The sequence below is a fragment of the Nocardiopsis sp. NPDC007018 genome, from assembly GCF_040635075.1.
Taxonomy (GTDB): domain Bacteria; phylum Actinomycetota; class Actinomycetes; order Streptosporangiales; family Streptosporangiaceae; genus Nocardiopsis.
Window position 1 is genome coordinate 16,961 of the sequence record NZ_JBEYHA010000038.1, and the last position, 16,759, is coordinate 33,719.

17 protein-coding genes and 1 pseudogene are annotated in these 16,759 nt (G+C 71.8%); 9 read left to right on the forward strand and 9 right to left on the reverse strand.

What is annotated here, in order from left to right:
- Positions 1-9 precede the first annotated feature (9 nt).
- Together ABZ635_RS19385 and ABZ635_RS19390 are read right to left on the reverse strand one after the other, a co-directional pair.
- Positions 10-999 carry an ATP-binding cassette domain-containing protein gene (locus ABZ635_RS19385; protein WP_357766894.1) on the reverse strand — a complete coding sequence of 330 codons (990 nt, stop codon included), beginning with the start codon at positions 997-999 and terminating at the stop codon, positions 10-12.
- The gene (locus ABZ635_RS19390) at positions 996-1,823 is read right to left on the reverse strand and encodes an alpha/beta hydrolase (RefSeq protein WP_357766897.1); all 828 of its coding nucleotides are present in this window, start codon (positions 1,821-1,823) and stop codon (positions 996-998) included. The genes ABZ635_RS19385 and ABZ635_RS19390 overlap by 4 nt, the downstream gene beginning before the upstream one ends.
- Positions 1,824-2,024: 201 nt before the next feature.
- On the opposite strand from ABZ635_RS19390, the gene ABZ635_RS19395 reads away from it, so the two are divergent.
- A complete protein-coding gene (locus tag ABZ635_RS19395) occupies positions 2,025-2,765 on the forward strand; it encodes a hypothetical protein (RefSeq protein WP_357766900.1) in 741 nt (246 codons plus the stop codon).
- Positions 2,766-2,790: 25 nt separating this feature from the next.
- Complete coding sequence (locus ABZ635_RS19400) at positions 2,791-3,606, forward strand: nucleotidyltransferase domain-containing protein (RefSeq protein WP_357766903.1); 816 nt, start codon at positions 2,791-2,793, stop codon at positions 3,604-3,606.
- A gap of 79 nt (positions 3,607-3,685) precedes the next feature.
- Here the strand turns inward: ABZ635_RS19400 and ABZ635_RS19405 are convergent, their stop codons facing one another.
- The gene (locus tag ABZ635_RS19405) at positions 3,686-4,561 is read right to left on the reverse strand and encodes a helix-turn-helix domain-containing protein (RefSeq protein WP_357766906.1); all 876 of its coding nucleotides are present in this window, start codon (positions 4,559-4,561) and stop codon (positions 3,686-3,688) included.
- Positions 4,562-4,662: 101 nt separating this feature from the next.
- Here ABZ635_RS19405 and ABZ635_RS19410 point away from each other — a divergent pair, with 101 nt between their 5' ends.
- The 6 genes from ABZ635_RS19410 to ABZ635_RS19435 all read left to right on the forward strand — a co-directional run bounded on the left by ABZ635_RS19410 (position 4,663) and on the right by ABZ635_RS19435 (position 10,423).
- Entirely contained in the window at positions 4,663-5,094 is a 432-nt protein-coding gene (locus tag ABZ635_RS19410) for a PPOX class F420-dependent oxidoreductase (protein ID WP_357766908.1), read from the forward strand.
- Positions 5,094-6,098: an aldo/keto reductase gene (locus tag ABZ635_RS19415; RefSeq protein ID WP_357766911.1), complete on the forward strand. Its 1,005-nt coding sequence runs from the start codon at positions 5,094-5,096 to the stop codon at positions 6,096-6,098. The genes ABZ635_RS19410 and ABZ635_RS19415 overlap by 1 nt, the downstream gene beginning before the upstream one ends.
- A 188-nt stretch (positions 6,099-6,286) precedes the next feature.
- Positions 6,287-7,204 (forward strand): AraC family transcriptional regulator, encoded by a 918-nt coding sequence (locus ABZ635_RS19420; RefSeq protein ID WP_357766914.1) that lies wholly within the window; start codon positions 6,287-6,289, stop codon positions 7,202-7,204.
- Between the two features lie 67 nt (positions 7,205-7,271).
- Positions 7,272-7,943: a dioxygenase gene (locus ABZ635_RS19425; RefSeq protein WP_357766915.1), complete on the forward strand. Its 672-nt coding sequence runs from the start codon at positions 7,272-7,274 to the stop codon at positions 7,941-7,943.
- A gap of 651 nt (positions 7,944-8,594) precedes the next feature.
- A complete protein-coding gene (locus tag ABZ635_RS19430; protein WP_357766918.1) occupies positions 8,595-9,059 on the forward strand; it encodes a hypothetical protein in 465 nt (154 codons plus the stop codon).
- 416 nt (positions 9,060-9,475) lie between these two features.
- A complete protein-coding gene (locus tag ABZ635_RS19435) occupies positions 9,476-10,423 on the forward strand; it encodes an aminoglycoside phosphotransferase family protein (RefSeq protein WP_357766921.1) in 948 nt (315 codons plus the stop codon).
- A 62-nt stretch (positions 10,424-10,485) separates the two neighbouring features.
- On the opposite strand, the gene ABZ635_RS19440 is transcribed toward ABZ635_RS19435, so the two are convergent.
- The 4 genes and pseudogenes from ABZ635_RS19440 to ABZ635_RS19455 all read right to left on the reverse strand — a co-directional run bounded on the left by ABZ635_RS19440 (position 10,486) and on the right by ABZ635_RS19455 (position 13,965).
- Positions 10,486-11,748 (reverse strand): class I SAM-dependent methyltransferase, encoded by a 1,263-nt coding sequence (locus tag ABZ635_RS19440; protein ID WP_357766924.1) that lies wholly within the window; start codon positions 11,746-11,748, stop codon positions 10,486-10,488.
- A 228-nt stretch (positions 11,749-11,976) separates the two neighbouring features.
- A pseudogene (locus tag ABZ635_RS19445) lies at positions 11,977-12,890 on the reverse strand (phosphotransferase).
- A gap of 109 nt (positions 12,891-12,999) precedes the next feature.
- The gene (locus ABZ635_RS19450; RefSeq protein ID WP_357766926.1) at positions 13,000-13,245 is read right to left on the reverse strand and encodes a hypothetical protein; all 246 of its coding nucleotides are present in this window, start codon (positions 13,243-13,245) and stop codon (positions 13,000-13,002) included.
- A 162-nt stretch (positions 13,246-13,407) separates the two neighbouring features.
- On the reverse strand, positions 13,408-13,965 hold the full coding sequence (locus ABZ635_RS19455) for a dihydrofolate reductase family protein (protein WP_357766929.1): 558 nt from the start codon (positions 13,963-13,965) through the stop codon (positions 13,408-13,410).
- Positions 13,966-14,027: 62 nt separating this feature from the next.
- On the opposite strand from ABZ635_RS19455, the gene ABZ635_RS19460 reads away from it, so the two are divergent.
- Positions 14,028-14,570 (forward strand): helix-turn-helix domain-containing protein, encoded by a 543-nt coding sequence (locus ABZ635_RS19460; RefSeq protein WP_357766932.1) that lies wholly within the window; start codon positions 14,028-14,030, stop codon positions 14,568-14,570.
- 345 nt (positions 14,571-14,915) lie between these two features.
- Here ABZ635_RS19460 and ABZ635_RS19465 read toward each other — a convergent pair whose 3' ends face one another.
- Both ABZ635_RS19465 and ABZ635_RS19470 read right to left on the reverse strand, forming a co-directional pair.
- On the reverse strand, positions 14,916-15,767 hold the full coding sequence (locus ABZ635_RS19465) for an ABC transporter permease (RefSeq protein ID WP_357766934.1): 852 nt from the start codon (positions 15,765-15,767) through the stop codon (positions 14,916-14,918).
- Positions 15,764-16,726: an ATP-binding cassette domain-containing protein gene (locus ABZ635_RS19470; RefSeq protein ID WP_357766937.1), complete on the reverse strand. Its 963-nt coding sequence runs from the start codon at positions 16,724-16,726 to the stop codon at positions 15,764-15,766. Before ABZ635_RS19470 ends, ABZ635_RS19465 begins: the two co-directional genes overlap by 4 nt.
- Positions 16,727-16,759: the final 33 nt, after the last annotated feature.

A 16,759-nucleotide genomic window follows, 5' to 3' on the forward strand; every position in this document is an offset into this window, starting at 1 on the left:
GCACCAGGGTCACGACCCCTCCTCCGTCTCTGCGCGGCCCTCACTCGACCCCGCGCCGGGCCGACCGGTCAGCCCCAGGAACACGTCGTCCAACGTCGGCCGCCGCAACGCGATGTCCTCCACGTCCAACCCCGCCTCGTCCAGGGCCCGCACCACCTTGGTCAGGGCGGCACCGCGACCACGCACCGGCGCGCTCACCCGCAGCGAGTCCCGGTCCACCTCCAGAGGCGCCCCGGACATCCGTCCCAGCACCCGCGCCGCCACCGGCAACTCACCCGCACCGGCCACCACGACCTCCACCCGGCCGCCGCCCACCCTCGACTTGAGCTCCTCCGGACTGCCCTCGGCGATCACCCGGCCCCGGTCCAGCACCGACACCCGGTCCGCCAACCGGTCGGCCTCCTCCAGGTACTGGGTGGTCAGCAACACCGTCGTACCGCCCTCGACCAGCTCGCGCACCGCCCGCCACACCCGCGCCCGGCTACGCGGGTCCAACCCGGTGGTGGGCTCGTCCAGGAACAGCACCCGGGGGTCGAGCACCAGACCCGCGGCCAGGTCCAACCGGCGGCGCATCCCACCCGAGTACGTGCGCACCGAACGGTCCGCCGCCCCGGTCAGGTCGAACCGCTCCAGCAGCTCCCGGGCCCGCTCCCGCGACCGTCTCCTCCCCAGGTGGTAGAGGCGGCCGAACATCTCCAGGTTGCGGCGACCGCTGAGGACCTCGTCCACCGCCGCGTACTGGCCCACGAAACCGATCCGCGAACGCACCAGCCGCGCCTGCGAGGCCACGTCCGCACCGGCCACCCGAGCCCGCCCTCCGTCGAACCCCAACAGGGTGGCCAACACCCGCACCGACGTCGTCTTGCCCGCGCCGTTGGGCCCCAACAGCCCGTGCACCGTCCCCGGAGCCACGGCCAGGTCCATCCCGTCCAGGGCCGCCCCGCCACCCGGGTAGAGCTTGCGCACCCCCTCGGCCAGGATCACCGGTTCCGCGCTCACGAGGCCACCGCCTCCACCACGGGCTCCGGGTACGGTCGGCGCGCACGCGGCACCGCCACCGGCGTCACCTCCGTGTAGCGGCCCACCGCGATCCGCGCGACGTTGCGCACCGACTCACTGCCCGCTCGGTAGTACGAGCAGTGCCCCGGGATGTCACCGGTCTCGAAGATCCGGGCCCCGTACCCGTCGCGCATCGGCGAGGGCCCGTGCCCCACCTCTCCCACTCGGCCCCGGGGAAAGAACCGAATCCAGTCCCCGGGCCCCTGGGCCGCCCACAGGTTCCCCGAGAAACCCAACTCCTCCCGCGAACGCGTTCCCATGCCCGGGCTGCCCAGCGCCACACAGTCACTGACCCGGCCCCGCCCCAGCGCCAGACCGCACACCACCGTGCCGTAGCTGTGGCCCACGAGCGTCACCCGCGCCGACCTCGGCAGGAAATGGGTCAACCGCACCAGGTCGGCGGCCCCCGCCATCGCCGGGCGGCGCGAGACCGCCTCACCGAACCCGCGCGGCGTGCGGTACCCCACCCACACCACCACCGCCACCCGCTCACGCGGAGCCACCTCACGCATCGTGCGCAACAGCGTCTCGCCATTGGCGCGCGGCCGGGTGGCCCGCCGCTGGTTGAAGTAGTTGCCGAGGTAGTTGTCGTTGCCCGGAACCAGCACCGCCACGTGGTCCGCGGTGGCCGCGTCCCCCAACTCCTCCACGATCCGCCCGTCCTCGGTTCCGTCACACGCCAACAGGCGGACGCCGTACCCGTGAGCGCGCTCGTAGCGCAACGGCTCCGGGTCCGTGAGGGTGGATGGGCCCGCCGCGATCATGACTCTCCCGAGGTTCCTCGTACGCCAGGCTCTCTGACACCACCAACGCTAGAACCGCGGGTACGGCGGGCACGATGACGCGAGCACCCTCTTACGGCTCCACCCCCACCCACCCGTGGCGGTGGTGCCAGCACCACCCCGATCCGCTGACCGGCCGGAATCCGCTTGCCCCCGTCTACGGGGCCCTGCCACGATGCACCCATGCCGATCGTCACGCTGGCCCAGCGCCCCGACCTCGCCAAGGTCCTGGAACGCCCCGAGCTCAACCCCGGCCCCGAGCTGATGTTCCACGACACGGTCGCGGGCCGGTACTGGGGCCGCCTCGCCGAGGAGTTCGGCGACCACCAGCTCGCCCTCGTGCGGGGAGAGGAGGTCATCGCCCGCGCCAACAGCGTCCCCCTGGCCTGGCGCGGCTCCCCCGACGAACTCCCCGACGCCGGTTTCGCCTGGGCCCTGGAACAGGCCTTTGCGGACAGGGACGCCGGGCGCGAACCCACCATCGCCTGCGCCCTCTACATCGCCGTGTCCACCCGTCACCAGGGCGCCGGGGTCAGCGCCGTCATGGCCCAGGCCCTGCGCGACACCGCCACCCGCCACGGCCTGACGGCGCTGGCCGCACCCCTGCGACCCACGCTCAAGCACCGCTACCCGCTGATCCCCATGGCCGAATACGCCACCTGGACCCGCGAGACGGACGGCCTGGCCCTGGACCCCTGGCTGCGCACCCACCAACGTCTGGGCGCGCGCCTGCTCCACCCCTGTGAGAGGTCCATGCGTGTGGAGGGCACCGTGGCCGAGTGGCGGCGGTGGGCCGCGATGGACTTTCCCGGAAGCGGACGCCACGTCGTCGACGGCGCCCTGGCCCCCGTGACCATCGACCTGGCCGCCGACCACGGCGTCTACGACGAACCCAACCTGTGGGCCTGGCACCCCCTCACCTGACCCCCGCGCCCAAGGAGAACCCCCCGTGACACCGCTTCCCCCCGTACGGGGACTGCGCCCCGACGGCACCATCGACCGGGAGGGATCACCCGACCGCGTCACCGCCGACTTCGCCCCGGTGGTGCGGGCCCTGCGCACCCGGCTCGGCGAGGTCTACGGCGCACGCATGCACAGCGCCTACCTGTACGGCAGCATCCCCCGTGGCACCGCCGTCCCCGGAGTCTCCGACCTGGACGCCTTGGTGGCCCTGCACACCGAGCCCGACAGCACCGAACGCGCCGACGCGGCCCGCCTCCTGGAGGAGCTCGACGACCGCTTTCCCCAGATCGACGGCGGCGGCATCCTGGTGGACGACGTGCCCCGCCTCACCGGCGCGCTCGAACGCCACGACGGCGGATTCTTCGTGGCCTGTCTGTGCACCCCGCTCACCGGCCCCGACCTGGCCGACCGCCTCCCCAGGTACCGGCCCACGAGCCTCCTGGCCCGCGAGACCAACGGCGACCTGCCCCTGGTGCTGCCACGCTGGCGCACCCGTCTGGCCCGGGCCGCGACCGACGACGAGCTGCGGGCGCTGAGCCGGGGCGCGGCCCGCCGACTCACCCGCACCGGACTCACCCTGGTCATGCCCTCCTGGGGAGGATGGACCAGTGACCTGGACCTGGCCGCCGACGTGTTCGGCCACTACCACCCCGACCGCCGCGAGCAGATGCGCACGGCCGCCCGCACGGCCCGCCGCCCCGGCGCCGATCGCGCGCTCCTCACCGACCTGGTCGAGGACCTGGCACCGTGGCTGGCCGAGGAGTACGCCGCCACCCACGGCACCAAGGCGCCCCGGCCCTGACACGGCGAGCGCCGCCGGTGTCCGGCCCCGGCCGGACACCCACCACACCCTTCACCCGCGCACCAACCCCACCAGAACCTCACCCCTCGCCTCCCGAACCCGCCCCGGTGCCGCCCACCACACGCAGAGGCACACGGTCGAGCCGCTCCAACGCCGCGGCGGTCACCTCGTCGGCGGGCAGGTACACCACCAGGTACTGGCCCTCACCGTCCCACCGCTCGTACGACAACCGCACTTCCCCCACCACCGGGTGCGCCCATCGCTCCACTCCCGAGTTCGACGGTGCCCCAGCGGGGGCCGCCATCCGATCGGTGAACGGCGCGCCGCCCACGATCTCCAGCTCCTCCACCAGATGCGCCAGGTGCGGATCATCGGGCGCGGCCTCCGCACGCAACTCCGCCAGCCGGGCGTCGGCCACCGCGTCCCAGTCCGGGTAGGCACGCCGGGCACGGTCGTCGGCGAAGACGAACCACACCCGGTTCGACGGCTGGTCGCCCGCCGTGTCCAGAACACCCAGGGGGCCCGCCAGGCGTTCGTACCCCGCCGTGTACGCGAGCGCCTCCCCCAGCCGGTTGAACACCACCGCCGGAGCGGGCTCCAACCGTTCCAGCACCGCCCGTGTACCCGCCCGCACCTCACGTTCGGGAGGCATCCCGCCCGGACACAGCGCCCCCGCCCCCGAAGCCACCTTCGACAGGTTGCGCAACCGCACGCGCGCACCCACCGTCAACCCCATCGCGTCGGCCAACGCCACCAGCACCTGCGGGGAGGGGTTGCGGTCACGTCCCTGTTCCAGCCGTGTCAGGTAGTCCACGCTCACCCCCGACAGGGTGGCCAGTTCCGCCCGCCGCAGTCCCGGGGTACGGCGGCGCCGTCCCACCGGCAACCCCACCCGCTCCGGAGGGGTCGCCTCCCGGCACTCCCGCAGGAACGCGCCCATGTCCGAGTGATCCATGCGCCGAGTGTACGAGCGCACGCCGTGGCGATCCTGGCCCCCTCAGGGCCAGGATCGCCACGGTCTCCCTCCGGGACGGCCCACCGCCACAGACTGGGCCCATGAGATTCACACCCAACGAGATCGACTACCTCAAGAGCCAGCCCCTGGGGCGCCTGGCCACAGTGGGCCCGAACGGCAGGCCCCACATCACCGCGGTGGGAGTCTTCGTGGACACCGACAACGACACGATCGTGGTCGCGGGCCACCAGGGAACCCACATGGGGCGGAGTAAGAAGTTCCGCGACGCCGCCCGGCACCCGGAGGTCGCCTTCCTCGTGGACGACCTCGCCTCCCAGGACCCCTGGACCCCGCGTGGCATCGAGATCCGAGGGCGGGCCCGCACCCACACCAGCGGCGGTGAGGAGGTGGAACGGCGGCTCGACGCCACCATGCCCTTCGACTCCGCCTGGATCAGCATCCACCCGACCCGCGTCCTCACCTACGGCATCGACTCCGACGCCTTCGACATCTCCGCCAGGGACGTGCACTGATGCGCTACCAGCTCCTGGGCCCCTCCGGGCTCCGCGTCTCCCAACTCCTCCTCGGCGCCATGACCCTGGCCGACCCCGACCAGGCCCGCCGCGCCGTCGACCTCTACGAAGAGGCGGGCGGCAACCTCATCGACACCGCCTCCGCCTACGGTGACAGCGAGGCCGTCCTCGGCGAACTCCTCCAGGGCCGCCGGGAACGGTTCGTGATCTCCACCAAGTTCACCCTCCCCCGCGACCCGCGCGACGCCAACTCCGGCGGCAGCCACCGCCGTAACCTCACCCGCAGCCTCGACCGGAGTCTGCGCCGTCTGCGCACCGACCACGTCGACCTGCTGTGGGTGCACGCCTGGGACGAGTACACGCCTGTCGTGGAGACCATGCGCGCCCTGGACGACGCCGTACGCGCGGGCAAGGTGCTGTACGCGGGGGCCTCCAACCTGCCCGCATGGGTCGTGGCCGAGGCCAACACCCTGGCCCGGCACCACGGGTGGACCCCCTTCGTCGCGCTCCAGGTCCCCTACAACCCGCTGCACCGCGACATCGAACGCGAACTGCTGCCGATGGCGCGCTCCCACGGGCTCAGCCTGGCCACCTACAACGGCCTCGCCGCCGGTGTGCTCTCCGGCCGCTACACCGACACCGGCGCCACCGCGCACGGCCGGGTCGACCCCGCCACCGTCACCGAGCACCAGCACCGGGCCGCCCGCCTCATCGGGCGCGTGGCCCGGGAGCTGGACGCCACCCCGTCCCAGGTCGCCACCGCGTGGGCCCTGCACCGGTCACCGCGCATCCACCCCATCCTCGGAGCCAGCCGGGCGGAGCAGCTCGCCGACACCCTCGGGTCACTCCACGTGCGCCTGCCGCAGGAGACCATGGCCGAACTCGACGCGCTCGCCGACTTCACCCCCGGCTACCCCCACGACCTGAACGCGGACGCCCAGGAGTGGCTCAACGGCGACCACCGCGTCATGGCGCCGGTGCGGGAGCGCCCGCACGGCCGCTGAAGGCGACCGCGTCCCGCGTGGCCTGATGAGGACACCGCCGCTCACCCGCCGCGCCATGACCGTACGGCGGCGGGGACGGCGGAGGCGGGGAGTGAACCGTGCGCCCGCCTCCGGGACGACGTCCTCCGGCTCCCCGAACCACCGGCCCCGCCGGAGTAGGGCCCCCGACCCCGGGTAGGAGAGCGCCCATGCGCACCTCCTCCCCCCTGGAACTCCACCGGCTGGAGGTCCCCGCCCCGCGGCACCTGCCCTTCGCCATCGGGACCTTCGACACCATCGGCCCCCTGTCCCGGGCCGCCTTCCCGCACCGCCACACCTTCCACGAGATCGTCCACGTCACCTCCGGAACCGGCGACCACGTCATCGACCTGCACCGATGGCCCATCACCCCGCCCAACCTGGGCATCCTGGCCGCCGGTCAGGTCCACCACTGGGACCGCGCCCACAACGTGCAGGGCCGCGTCCTCCTCCTGGAGGACTCCTTCCTCCTCGACCACCCCCAGGACCGCGCGCTCCTCCGACGCCTGGCCACCCGACGCCCCTGGCACACCCCCGCCCCCGACGCCGCGCAACAGATCACCGCCCTCCTCGACGAGATGCACCACGAGTTCCGCGCACGCGGCACCGGCATGGCCTCCATCCTGCGCGCCTACCTGCACGTCCTCCTCACCCGCACCGCCCGCTCCTACGACCGCGACCCCCGTCCTGCACCACCCACCGCCGACGCCCTCGGCGAACGCTTCCTGAGCCTGCTCGACCACCCCGCCACCGCCGCCGGAACCACCGTGGCCCAGGCCGCGGCCCACCTCGGGGTCACCCCCGGCCACCTGGCCGACGCCGTCAAACACGCCACCGGACGCACCCCCGGCGCCCTCCTGCGCGGCACCCGCATCCTGGAGGCCCAACGCCTCCTGGTCGGCACCGACCTGACCGTGGCCGCCATCGCCCGCACCGTCGGCTTCCACGACCCCGCCTACTTCTGCCGGTTCTTCCGCCGCGAGACCGGCACCACCCCCGGCGCCTTCCGCCACGACTCCCCCACGGTCCCCGAGAAACACCACGCCCCCCGAGATCCGTCCATCGCCCACCCCGCCAACGGAACGTAATCTCGTGCTCACCCGCAGGGAGGCGCAGCCACCGCCTCCCCCTCTTCCCGCTACGAGGAGCACCCCCATGGCCGAGCGCGACGACCGCCCCGAGCAGGACCAGCCCGATCAGGGCGGCCCCACCCGTAAGAGCCTGCTCAAGGCCGCCCTGGTCGCGGCCCCCGCCGCCGCACTCCTGTCCACCACCGCAGGAGCCGCCCCCGCACTGGCCCGCGACGCCGCCGAACAGGGCCGCACCCTGGCACCCACCCCCCAGTGCGACGACGGCGACGACCCCACGCCCCCGCAGATGGAGGGCCCCTACTTCAAGCCGAACTCCCCCCAGCGCACCGACCTGGTCGTCCCCGGCCACCCCGGTGTGGCGCTGGCCGTGTCCGGCTACGTGTTCTCCCGCAACTGCCGCCCCGTCCCCAACGCGCTGGTCGACTTCTGGCAGGCCGACAACGCCGGAGGCTACGACAACGTCGGCTACGACTACCGGGGCCACCAGTTCACCGACGCCGAGGGCGCCTTCCACCTCACGACCATCGTCCCGGGCCTCTACCCCGGCCGCGCCCGCCACCTGCACGTCAAACTCCAGGCCCCCAACCAGCCGGTCCTGACCACCCAGCTCTACTTCCCCGGCGAACCGCGCAACGGCACCGACATGCTCTTCGACCCGCGCCTGCTGATGAACGTCACCAACGACGGCTCCGGACAGCTCGCCGAGTTCGACTTCGTCCTCAACTTCACCGCCTGACCCACCGGTGATCCAGGGTCCGGACGCCGTGCTCGGCGGCGCCCGGCCCCTCACCCGGTCCTCGCCCATGATGGGCCGGATCTCAACCGGCTCCCCCAGGACCCGTATGATGCGCGAGGCGATGTCCACCGCGCGCTCACGTCGATCACGGCGAGCTCGCCAGCACCTCCTCGAACTTCTCGTGGCACTCGCCCCGGCGCAGGGCGGCCAGCTCCTGGCGGGCGGTGGAGGTACGGGCGTCACCGATGCGCACCGGTCGCTGTTCGCTGACGGCAGGGACGACGGACAGCTCGGGCCCCGGTTCCGGCTTACCGCCACCGGCCGCTCCGATCCGGATATTCGCGGAGCGACCTCACCCTCCCCGCCCCCTGGGCCAACTGCTGGGAGCGTTCGCGCAGCGTTTCCAGGTGCATGCGCACAGGAGGCTGAGAACCGTCGTGTGACCCCGGCTTGTGCACCACCGCCTGGGCTTCAGCGCCATCACCACCACGATCTCCTACGGTTGGATGCTCCGATCGTCCCTGCCGGATGAGACACTCTGTCCCCATCCCCCGGGCGAGAGGACGGCCCGTGCCCGCCGTTAGCGCACTTATCGAACTGCTGTTCCCCGAAGGTCCTCCGGAACGGGCCGGTCCGCCGCCCGCTCTGCCTATGCCCTCGGACCTGCGCGAGTTCTTCGCACGGATCGGCCACAACGCTGTGGAGGTGGACAACCGGTTCAGCTTCGGCATTAATGAGAGGCTCCTGACGTACTCCGCAGGACGCCGCGAGGATCTCAGGCAGGTGTACAAGGCTGACGTCATCCCGATCCGGGGCGGCCACGAAAAACGCTGGTCCGGTGACCACAAGGCCGAGGGGGACTGGGACGTCGTCATCAATGACCTGCTGATCCTGGGGTCGGACGACAACGGCAACGACCTCTATCTGGAGGCTGTCGGCGACCCCGACGATTGGGCGGTCATCGCCGACGGCTGTCGGAGCTCCGTCTGGGCCCGCCACACCGTGGCCGCCACCGACTACCTGTACGGCCTGCTGTCAGGCTCTCTCCGGTGCCCGGTCTTCACCCTGAACACCTGGCCCCGGTCCCGCTTCGACGTCACCGTCCGCCACCACTGATCCAGCACTTACTCACCCACCTGGACGACGAAACCTAGGGGGATCAAGTCCCGCCACGCCCCGGGATGGCACGTCTTCCAAGGCAAACGCGGCGAGTTGCGCCAGCGCTACATCGAGGGCATAGAGGACCTGCACGGGTCGAGGAGCCGACCGCCGCCACGAGGTACCGGCGAACACCACACACGAAGGAGAAGACTCCGTGAAGGCGCCTACACAGCCCCCCACGCCCCCACCGACGACGTCCGCACCCTCGATCGGCTGACGGGCACCTGGACCGTCAGTGAAGGAGTCGAGGGAACCGAGCGCCACGAGTGGATGCCCGGCGGCCACTTCCGCTCCAGCACGTCGCCCTCCCGGTCGGCCCGCCCGCATCCCGCATCGCCGCACCCACGCTCCACCGAGCCGAAGGACGACCCGTGACCACCCACCTGACGCCGCGACAGCGCGCCGACCGCACCACCGCCGCCGTCCGAGCGGCCGTGACGGCCGGGCGCGCACTCGGCCTGACCGTCACCGACCCCGTCGTACTCCACGACCTCTTCTCCGTCGTCGTCCACCTGGCCCCCGCACCGGTCGTGGCCAGGATTCCCACGGTCCTGCCCCGCCCGCACGACCTGGCGGCCCTCGCGCACCGCCAACAGCACGAACTGGACGTGACCCGGTGGCTGGCCGACCGCGACGTCCCCGTGATCGCGCCCAGCCCCCTCGTCCCCGGGGAGCCGATTCAACGCGACGGGTTCTCCATGACGTTCTGGCCGTTCGTCGAAGAGGACCGCGACAAGGAGCCCGACTACGTCGCCAACGCCGAGAGCGTCGCCGACCTGCACGCGGCACTACGCGACTACCCGGGCGAACTGGAGTTCCTGTCCGCGGCCGACCCCGGCTCCATCACGGAGGAGCTCACCCGACTCGAACAGCACCCCGACCTGATCGGAGCGGCCGAACTCGACCGCGCCCACCGCGAATGGGCCCTCCTCGAACCCCTCGCAGGCTCACGCGCCGCCTTCGAGGCCCGCTTCCCCGGCGCCGACGTCCAGCCCGTCCACGGCGACTCCCCTCCCGCGAACGTCTTCCACGGTGTGAACGGAGACCTCTACGCCGACTTCGAGCTGATCACCCTGGGGCCGGTCGAGTGGGACCTGGCCTCTCTGGGCCCCGAGCACCAGGCCGCCTACGACCGCGGCGCACGACGCAACGGCACGAGGCCGCTCGACGAAGAGGTCCTCGCCTTCGTCAACGCCCTGGGCATGCTGCGGGTCATTGCCACCCTCGCCCTGGTCCCGCAGCTCCCCGAACTGCGGGACTACATCAGGCCCACGGTCGACCGGTGGTGGTCGACGCCCCTCGCCGCCGGTGTGAGCTGATCCCCCCGGGGCACCGGCCTCGACCCGCGTGCCCCCGAACAACCGGGGTGCGCGGTGCCCGGTCACCCGCCGTGTTCGTCGGCCCGGGCCAGTCGCCACAGCGAGGTGGTCTCGGCCGCGCGTGCGGCGTGCAGGGGGTCGTCGGTGTCCCGGGACCGCGCGTGCCGGGGCCGGGTGTCGGCCCTGTCCACGACGCGCAGGCCCGCGTCCGCGACCCTGGCGAGGAGATCCTCGCGACTCCTGAGCCCGAGGTGCTCGGCCAGGTCCGACAGGACCAGCCATCCCTCACCCCCCGGCACCAGGTGATCGGCGAGCCCGTCCAGGAAACCGTGGAGCATGTCGCCGTCGGGGTCGTAGACCCCCTGTTCCACGGTGGAGGTGGGCCGTGCCGGTAGCCAGGGCGGGTTGCAGACGACCAGGTCCGCGCGCCCCTCGGGGAACAGGGTGGGCCCCACGACCTCGACTCGTTCTCCCACGCCCAGCTGGCGGACGTTCTCGCGTGCGCAGGCCAGGGCGCGCGGACTGATGTCGGTGGCCACGACCCGGTCGATCCCCCGGCGTGCCAGGAGGGCGGCGAGTACGCCCGTGCCCGTCCCGAGGTCGAACGCGGTGCGGCGCCCGGCACGGTCGGACGCCGGAGCGGGAAAGGGCGCGTGGGCGACGAGGTCGACGTACTCACCCCTGACCGGGGAGAACACACCGTAGTGCGGGTGGACGCGATCGCCCAGAGCCGGTACGTCCACGCCCTTGGTGCGCCACTGGTGGGCCCCGATGACGCCCAGGAGTTCGGTCAGGGCGACGGCCATCGGCCCGGACGGCGGGCCGTAGGCCTCGGTGCAGGCCCGACGCACGTCGGGGGCCCGGCCCAGGTTCAGGGCGTGGTCGCCGTCCAGCCGGACGAGGAGACGCCCGAGCACACGGGCGCGGTGAGCGCGTGCCCTGCGGTGAAGATGGAAGGTCTGGGCCGGGGTGTCGCCGCGTTGGGGAGGCGTGCGGTCGACGCGGCGCCCCAGCGCGCTCAGGAGCTGACGTGCGTTGTGGAAGTCCCCCTGCCACATCAGGGCGGTTCCCTCGCAGACCAGACGGTAGGCGGCGTCGGCCTTGGTCCGGTCGTCCGCGCCGACGACCCGTCTGTGGGGCGGTGTGGCGCTCTCGGAGTGCCAGCGGAGGGTGTGGCTGGTGTTGTCCTGGGTCCAGTTGAGGGTGGACACCGTGTACTCCTTGCGGTCGAACGTGCGGGGCGCACGGGGCACTTCGACGAGGAGCGGGCGCGGGCCCGTGCTCGCGAGCACGGGTGTGCGCTTCGGGAGGGTGCGGCTGCCCATCTCGTGTCCACGGGCGTGGGCCGGTGTCGCCGGGCACCCTGGCCGATGGTCGCAGCCAACCTTCGAATGGAGGGTACCGGAGTCGGGCACAAGGGCCGGTCGTGTGGTCCCACCGGCGCCCGCGCCAGGGGGTGTGACCCGGGTTCCCCGCCCGCGGACCGGGCGGCGCCGGGGTGGGCGTGCGGTCCGGGGCTGGCTCGGCAGGAGACGGCCCGCGTGCGCGGCGCCCTAGCCGGGGCCGGTGGCGGGGTCGTTCAGGACCCGGTCCAGTGCCGCCCGCCCCGCCGGGCCCCACGCCGGTTTGCCGCCGGGCAGGCCGCGGTCGCCGTTCTGGCCCATCAGCATCAGGAAGAGGCTCTTGAGCGCGGCCAGTCCGCGTGCGCGCCGGACCGTGGCCCGGTCGGCCCGAGCGTAGGCGCGGAAGAAGCGTGCGGCCGCGCCCTGCGGCAGGAGTACCCAGGCGGCCGCCAGGTCCACGGCCGGGTCGCCGGCGAACAGGTCACCGAAGTCGATGACGCCCGTCATGGTGCCGTCCGCGACGACGACGTTGGCCGGGTGCAGGTCGCCGTGCACCCAGGTCGGCGGTTCCTCCCATGCGGGGGCGGCGACGGCGTCGTCCCAGAGAGCTCGCAGGTCGGCGGTGTCGGTGCCGATCGTGTGGGGGTCCAGGCCGGCGAGGAAGCGGTCGAAGGCGGGGGTGGAGTTTTTGGGGTGGGCGCCGCGCCCGGTGTCGGGCGGCGCGTCGGCGGGCGCGGGCGCGTGCAGTGCGCGCAGGAACGCGGCCAGGGTGTGGGCGGCGTGGTCGCCGCGGGTGATCGATCCGCGGTCCAGGGGCAGGCCCGGCACCCATGTCATGACCGTCCACAGCTTGGGGCAGCGCTCGGTGGGGGTGCCCTCGCGCGCGGGAAGGGGGATGGGCAGGGGCAGGCGCGGGGCGAGCAGGGGCAGCCACCGGCGTTCCTTGAGCTGGGGGCGGGGTCGGTGTCCATGCGCTGGATTCGTACGGCCAGTTCATCGCCCAGGCGCCACATCTGGTTGCCCCAGCCGCCCTCGACCTCGCGCAGGGGCAGATCGGCCAGGTCCGGGTGCTGTTCCTGGAGCTGGGTGCGGATGAGGTCCGCGGTGATCTCGATCTCGCTCATGCGCAGACGGTACCGGGTTCGTGTGCGGGCACGTCGTCGGAGTGCGGCCGGGCGCGGGTCCGGGGGTGAGGAGGAGGACCACGGGATTCGGCGGTGGACCTTCGACCGCTCACCGGTCGATGGTGAGCTCCTCCGACGCGCGGGCCTGGTCCGCCTCGCCCGGCAGCGTGTCGCGGTGGGCGGTGTCGAGGTCGGCGTGGCCCATCAGCGGCCAGCGCGCCGGGACTCCGTCGGCGGGGCGTTGCGGGTCGAACACGGCGACCGGGCCGACCTGATCGCGGGCGCGCGGGGTCGCGGTGAGGTTGTCCGGGCGGGTGCTGGTCGCGATCACCGCGCCGCGCGCGTTCAAGATCATGGGGAGCACCACGTGCAGGTCCTTCCCCGAGAGGGCGGCCCGATCAGCAGGACGGAGTCCTCGACCGACGCCCATACCTCGCTGCCGCGGAACGCACCGAGCCGGTAGCCGACACCCGCCGCTGTCGGCCGCGTCACCGTCGTGGAATTACCTCACCCATCATCAATCAACGGTGTACTTGAGTTGCACCATGTCGTTGCCGAAACGGCGCTCCGCGCGAAGACGGAGGTTGAGTCTCACGTCCGGCAGCATTCGTAGACCTCCGCCGAGCACGATGGGGCAGACCAGCATGTGCACTTCGTCAACGAGACCGTGCCGGAATGCTTCAGCGGCAAGCGAGGGGCCGTCCACCGTCAGGTCGTGTCCCGCGGTTTCCTTGACCGCGCGAACCTCCTTCGGGGTGAAGTCACGCTCCAGGCGAGTCAGCTTCGTGTCCACGTCTTCGAGCGTGGTGGAGTAGACGATCTTCTCCTTCGACTGCCAGTGCCGAGCGAACTCCTCCGACTGCGGTGACTGCGACTGTACGGCGGGGTCGGTTTCCCACACGGCCATCATCTCGTACATGCGTCGCCCGTACAGGAACGTGCCGACGTCGGCGGTGTCCTCGTTCACCGCTTCGAGTACTTCCTCGTCGGGGCGTGCCCAATCGGCGAAGCGACCCTCCGAATCCGCGACGTAGCCGTCTGCCGACAAGATCATCGAGTAGAGCAAACGCCCCACAACCCCTACCCCCTACTGCTTGCAACTAACAACCGGTTTGCACGTTATCATATACTGATTGCATGTTGCAATCAGTGCACGACGAAGAGCCCATCGAGCACCTCCCGGTGCCGGGTGGCAGGTCAGGATGCCCCCTCAACATGACCGTCGAACTACTCGGAGACCGGTGGTCCCTGATCGTGCTGCGAGACATCATCTTCGGAGGACACCGTCACTTCCGGGAACTTCTGGGCAACTCTCTGGAGGGGATCGCCTCGAACATCCTTTCCTCCCGGTTGTCGAAGCTGGTCAATGCGGGTCTGCTCAGCCGCCACGATGACCCGAGCCATCGACAGAAGGTTGAGTACCGACTCACGGAGCCCGCGATCGAGCTCATCCCGGTTCTTGCCCAGCTCGGTCAGTGGGGTACTCGCTGGCTGCCCACGGCACCGGAACTCGCGATCCGTGCACAGATCCTCGCTGACGGCGGCCCCCAACTGTGGAACCGCTTCATGGACGAGCTACGCGACGTACACCTCCACGAGATGGCTCCACCGGCCGACAGTGTGTTGACCATGTTGTCTCGGGCCCACCAGCGTGCGGTGGAAGAATCCTCCGGTCGATGACCGATCCGAACGCGTCGCTTCCACCGCTGTGAAGCTCGAAGCACACGAACATGCCGATCTGTGCTCACGACGTTCGTGCGACGTTGGGGCCGCTTCGTCGGTGGTGAACTGCCAGGCGTGTCCGTCTGCGGGGATGAGCGCCAGCATCGTCCGTGTGTCGAGGTGATAACGGAGCGGCTCCGGCAGTCCATCTTCGGAGAGGTACTCATGCGGCATGGCCACGAACGTAGGGGCCGCGAACTGGGCACACCGGCCCCGTCACCGAGCCGTCGCCCAGGTCACGGCACTACCGCCACATGCTGTGGTCATCCTCCACGGGCCCCACGCAGGAGAGGGGAGAGTGACTCAACGCCGCCGGTACACGGCCAACGTCCAGGGCACGAACACCACCACCAGGACCAGCGCGCACACCAGCGTCCACACCACCGAGGACGTCACTCCCGCCCCGGCCATGAGATCACGCACCGCCCGCGCCAGGTGCGCCACCGGGTTGACCTCGACCACCACCCGCAACCACCCGGGCAGGGTCTGGGCCGGAACGAACACGTCGCCCAGGAACGCCAGCGGGAACAGCAGGGTGCTGGCCGCCGTGACCGACGCCGCCGAACGCGCCACCAACCCCACCAGCAACCACACCCAGGTCAGGCACACGGCGAAGAGCACCAGCAGCGCCACCGCCGCCACCGTTCCCCCCACCCCGCCCTGGGGTCGAAACCCCAGGACCAGGCCGGCGCCCAGCACGCTCGACGCCGCCAGCGTGTAGCGTGCCACGTCACCCACCAGCGACCCCACCAGCGGAGCCGGACGCCAGCCCACCAACGTGCGCAGCCGGTCGAACACTCCGCGCTCGATGTCGGTGTTGAGCCGCACACCACCGGCCGCGGTGCACAACACCACGCTCATCACCATCATCCCCGGCAGCAGGAAGGACAGGTAGGCGTCGGTGGAACCGGAGATCGCCCCGCCCAGCAGGTAGGTGAACATCACCATCATCAGCACGGGGAAGATCGTCACGTCGATGAGTTGGACGGGTTCGCGCCGCAGGTGGGACAGGGCCCGGCCGCCCAACAGGGCGACCGAGCGCACCGCCGTGGGACGCGCGGGCGCCGGATACGCCATCAGATTCTCAAGGGTCTCGGTGCGGTCCACGCGTTCCTCCCCGGTGTTCGGTGTGTACTCGGTCGTCTCGGCGCTCACGCGGCCTCCTCGCTCCCGGTCAGGGACAGGAACACCTCGTCCAGCTCGGGCGGCTGCAATCCGAAGGAGCCCACCGACACCCGGGCGCGGGCCAGGGCCTCCAGGGCCCGGGCGCCGGATCGGGCGACCGGGCCCTCCCCGGTCAGGGTGGCGGTGAGGGTGTCCTCGTCCTGGACCACGGCGTGGTCGGTGTGCTCGGCCAGCACCCGGCGGGCTTCCTCGAGGTGGCCGCGTTCTTCCAGACGCAGGCGCAGGCGGGGTCGTCCGTGGTCGGCGCGCAGGCGGGCAGGGGAGCCCTCGGCCAGGACACGGCCCTGGTCGATGACCGCGACCCGGTCGGCCAGCTGGTCGGCCTCGACCAGGTACTGGGTGGTCAGCAGCACCGTGGTGCCCTGCTCGGCCAGGGAACGCACCATGCGCCAGACCTGGTCACGGCTGCGCGGGTCCAGTCCCGTGGTGGGTTCGTCCAGGAACAGCAGCCGGGGTGAGCCCAACAGGCTCGCGGCGATGTCGAGTCGGCGCCGCATACCGCCGGAGTAGGTGCGCACCGCCCGACCCGCCGCCTCCGTCAGGTCGAACACCTCCAACAGGCTCTCGACCCGGTCGCGGGCCACCGCCCGGCGGTGTCCGCTCAGGCGGGCCAACAGCATGAGGCCGGTACGCCCGTCGACTTCCTCGTCCAGCCCGTTCTCCTGGCCGGTGACACCGATCAGGGTGCGCACCCGCCGGGCCTGGGACACCACGTCCAGGCCCAGCACCCGTGCGGTTCCGCCGGTGGGTACCAGGTGGGTGGTGAGCATGCGCACGGTGGTGGTCTTGCCGGCGCCGTTGGGTCCGAGCAGCCCGAAGACGGTACCGGTCCGGACTCGCAGGTCCAGGCCGCGCACGGCCGTGGTGGAGCCGAAGTCGCGGGTCAGCCCCTGGGTCTCGATGGCCCAGGGCGGTGTCTTGCCGTGCATGGTTGCCTCGCTTTCGTGCGGTAAGGGCCGCGC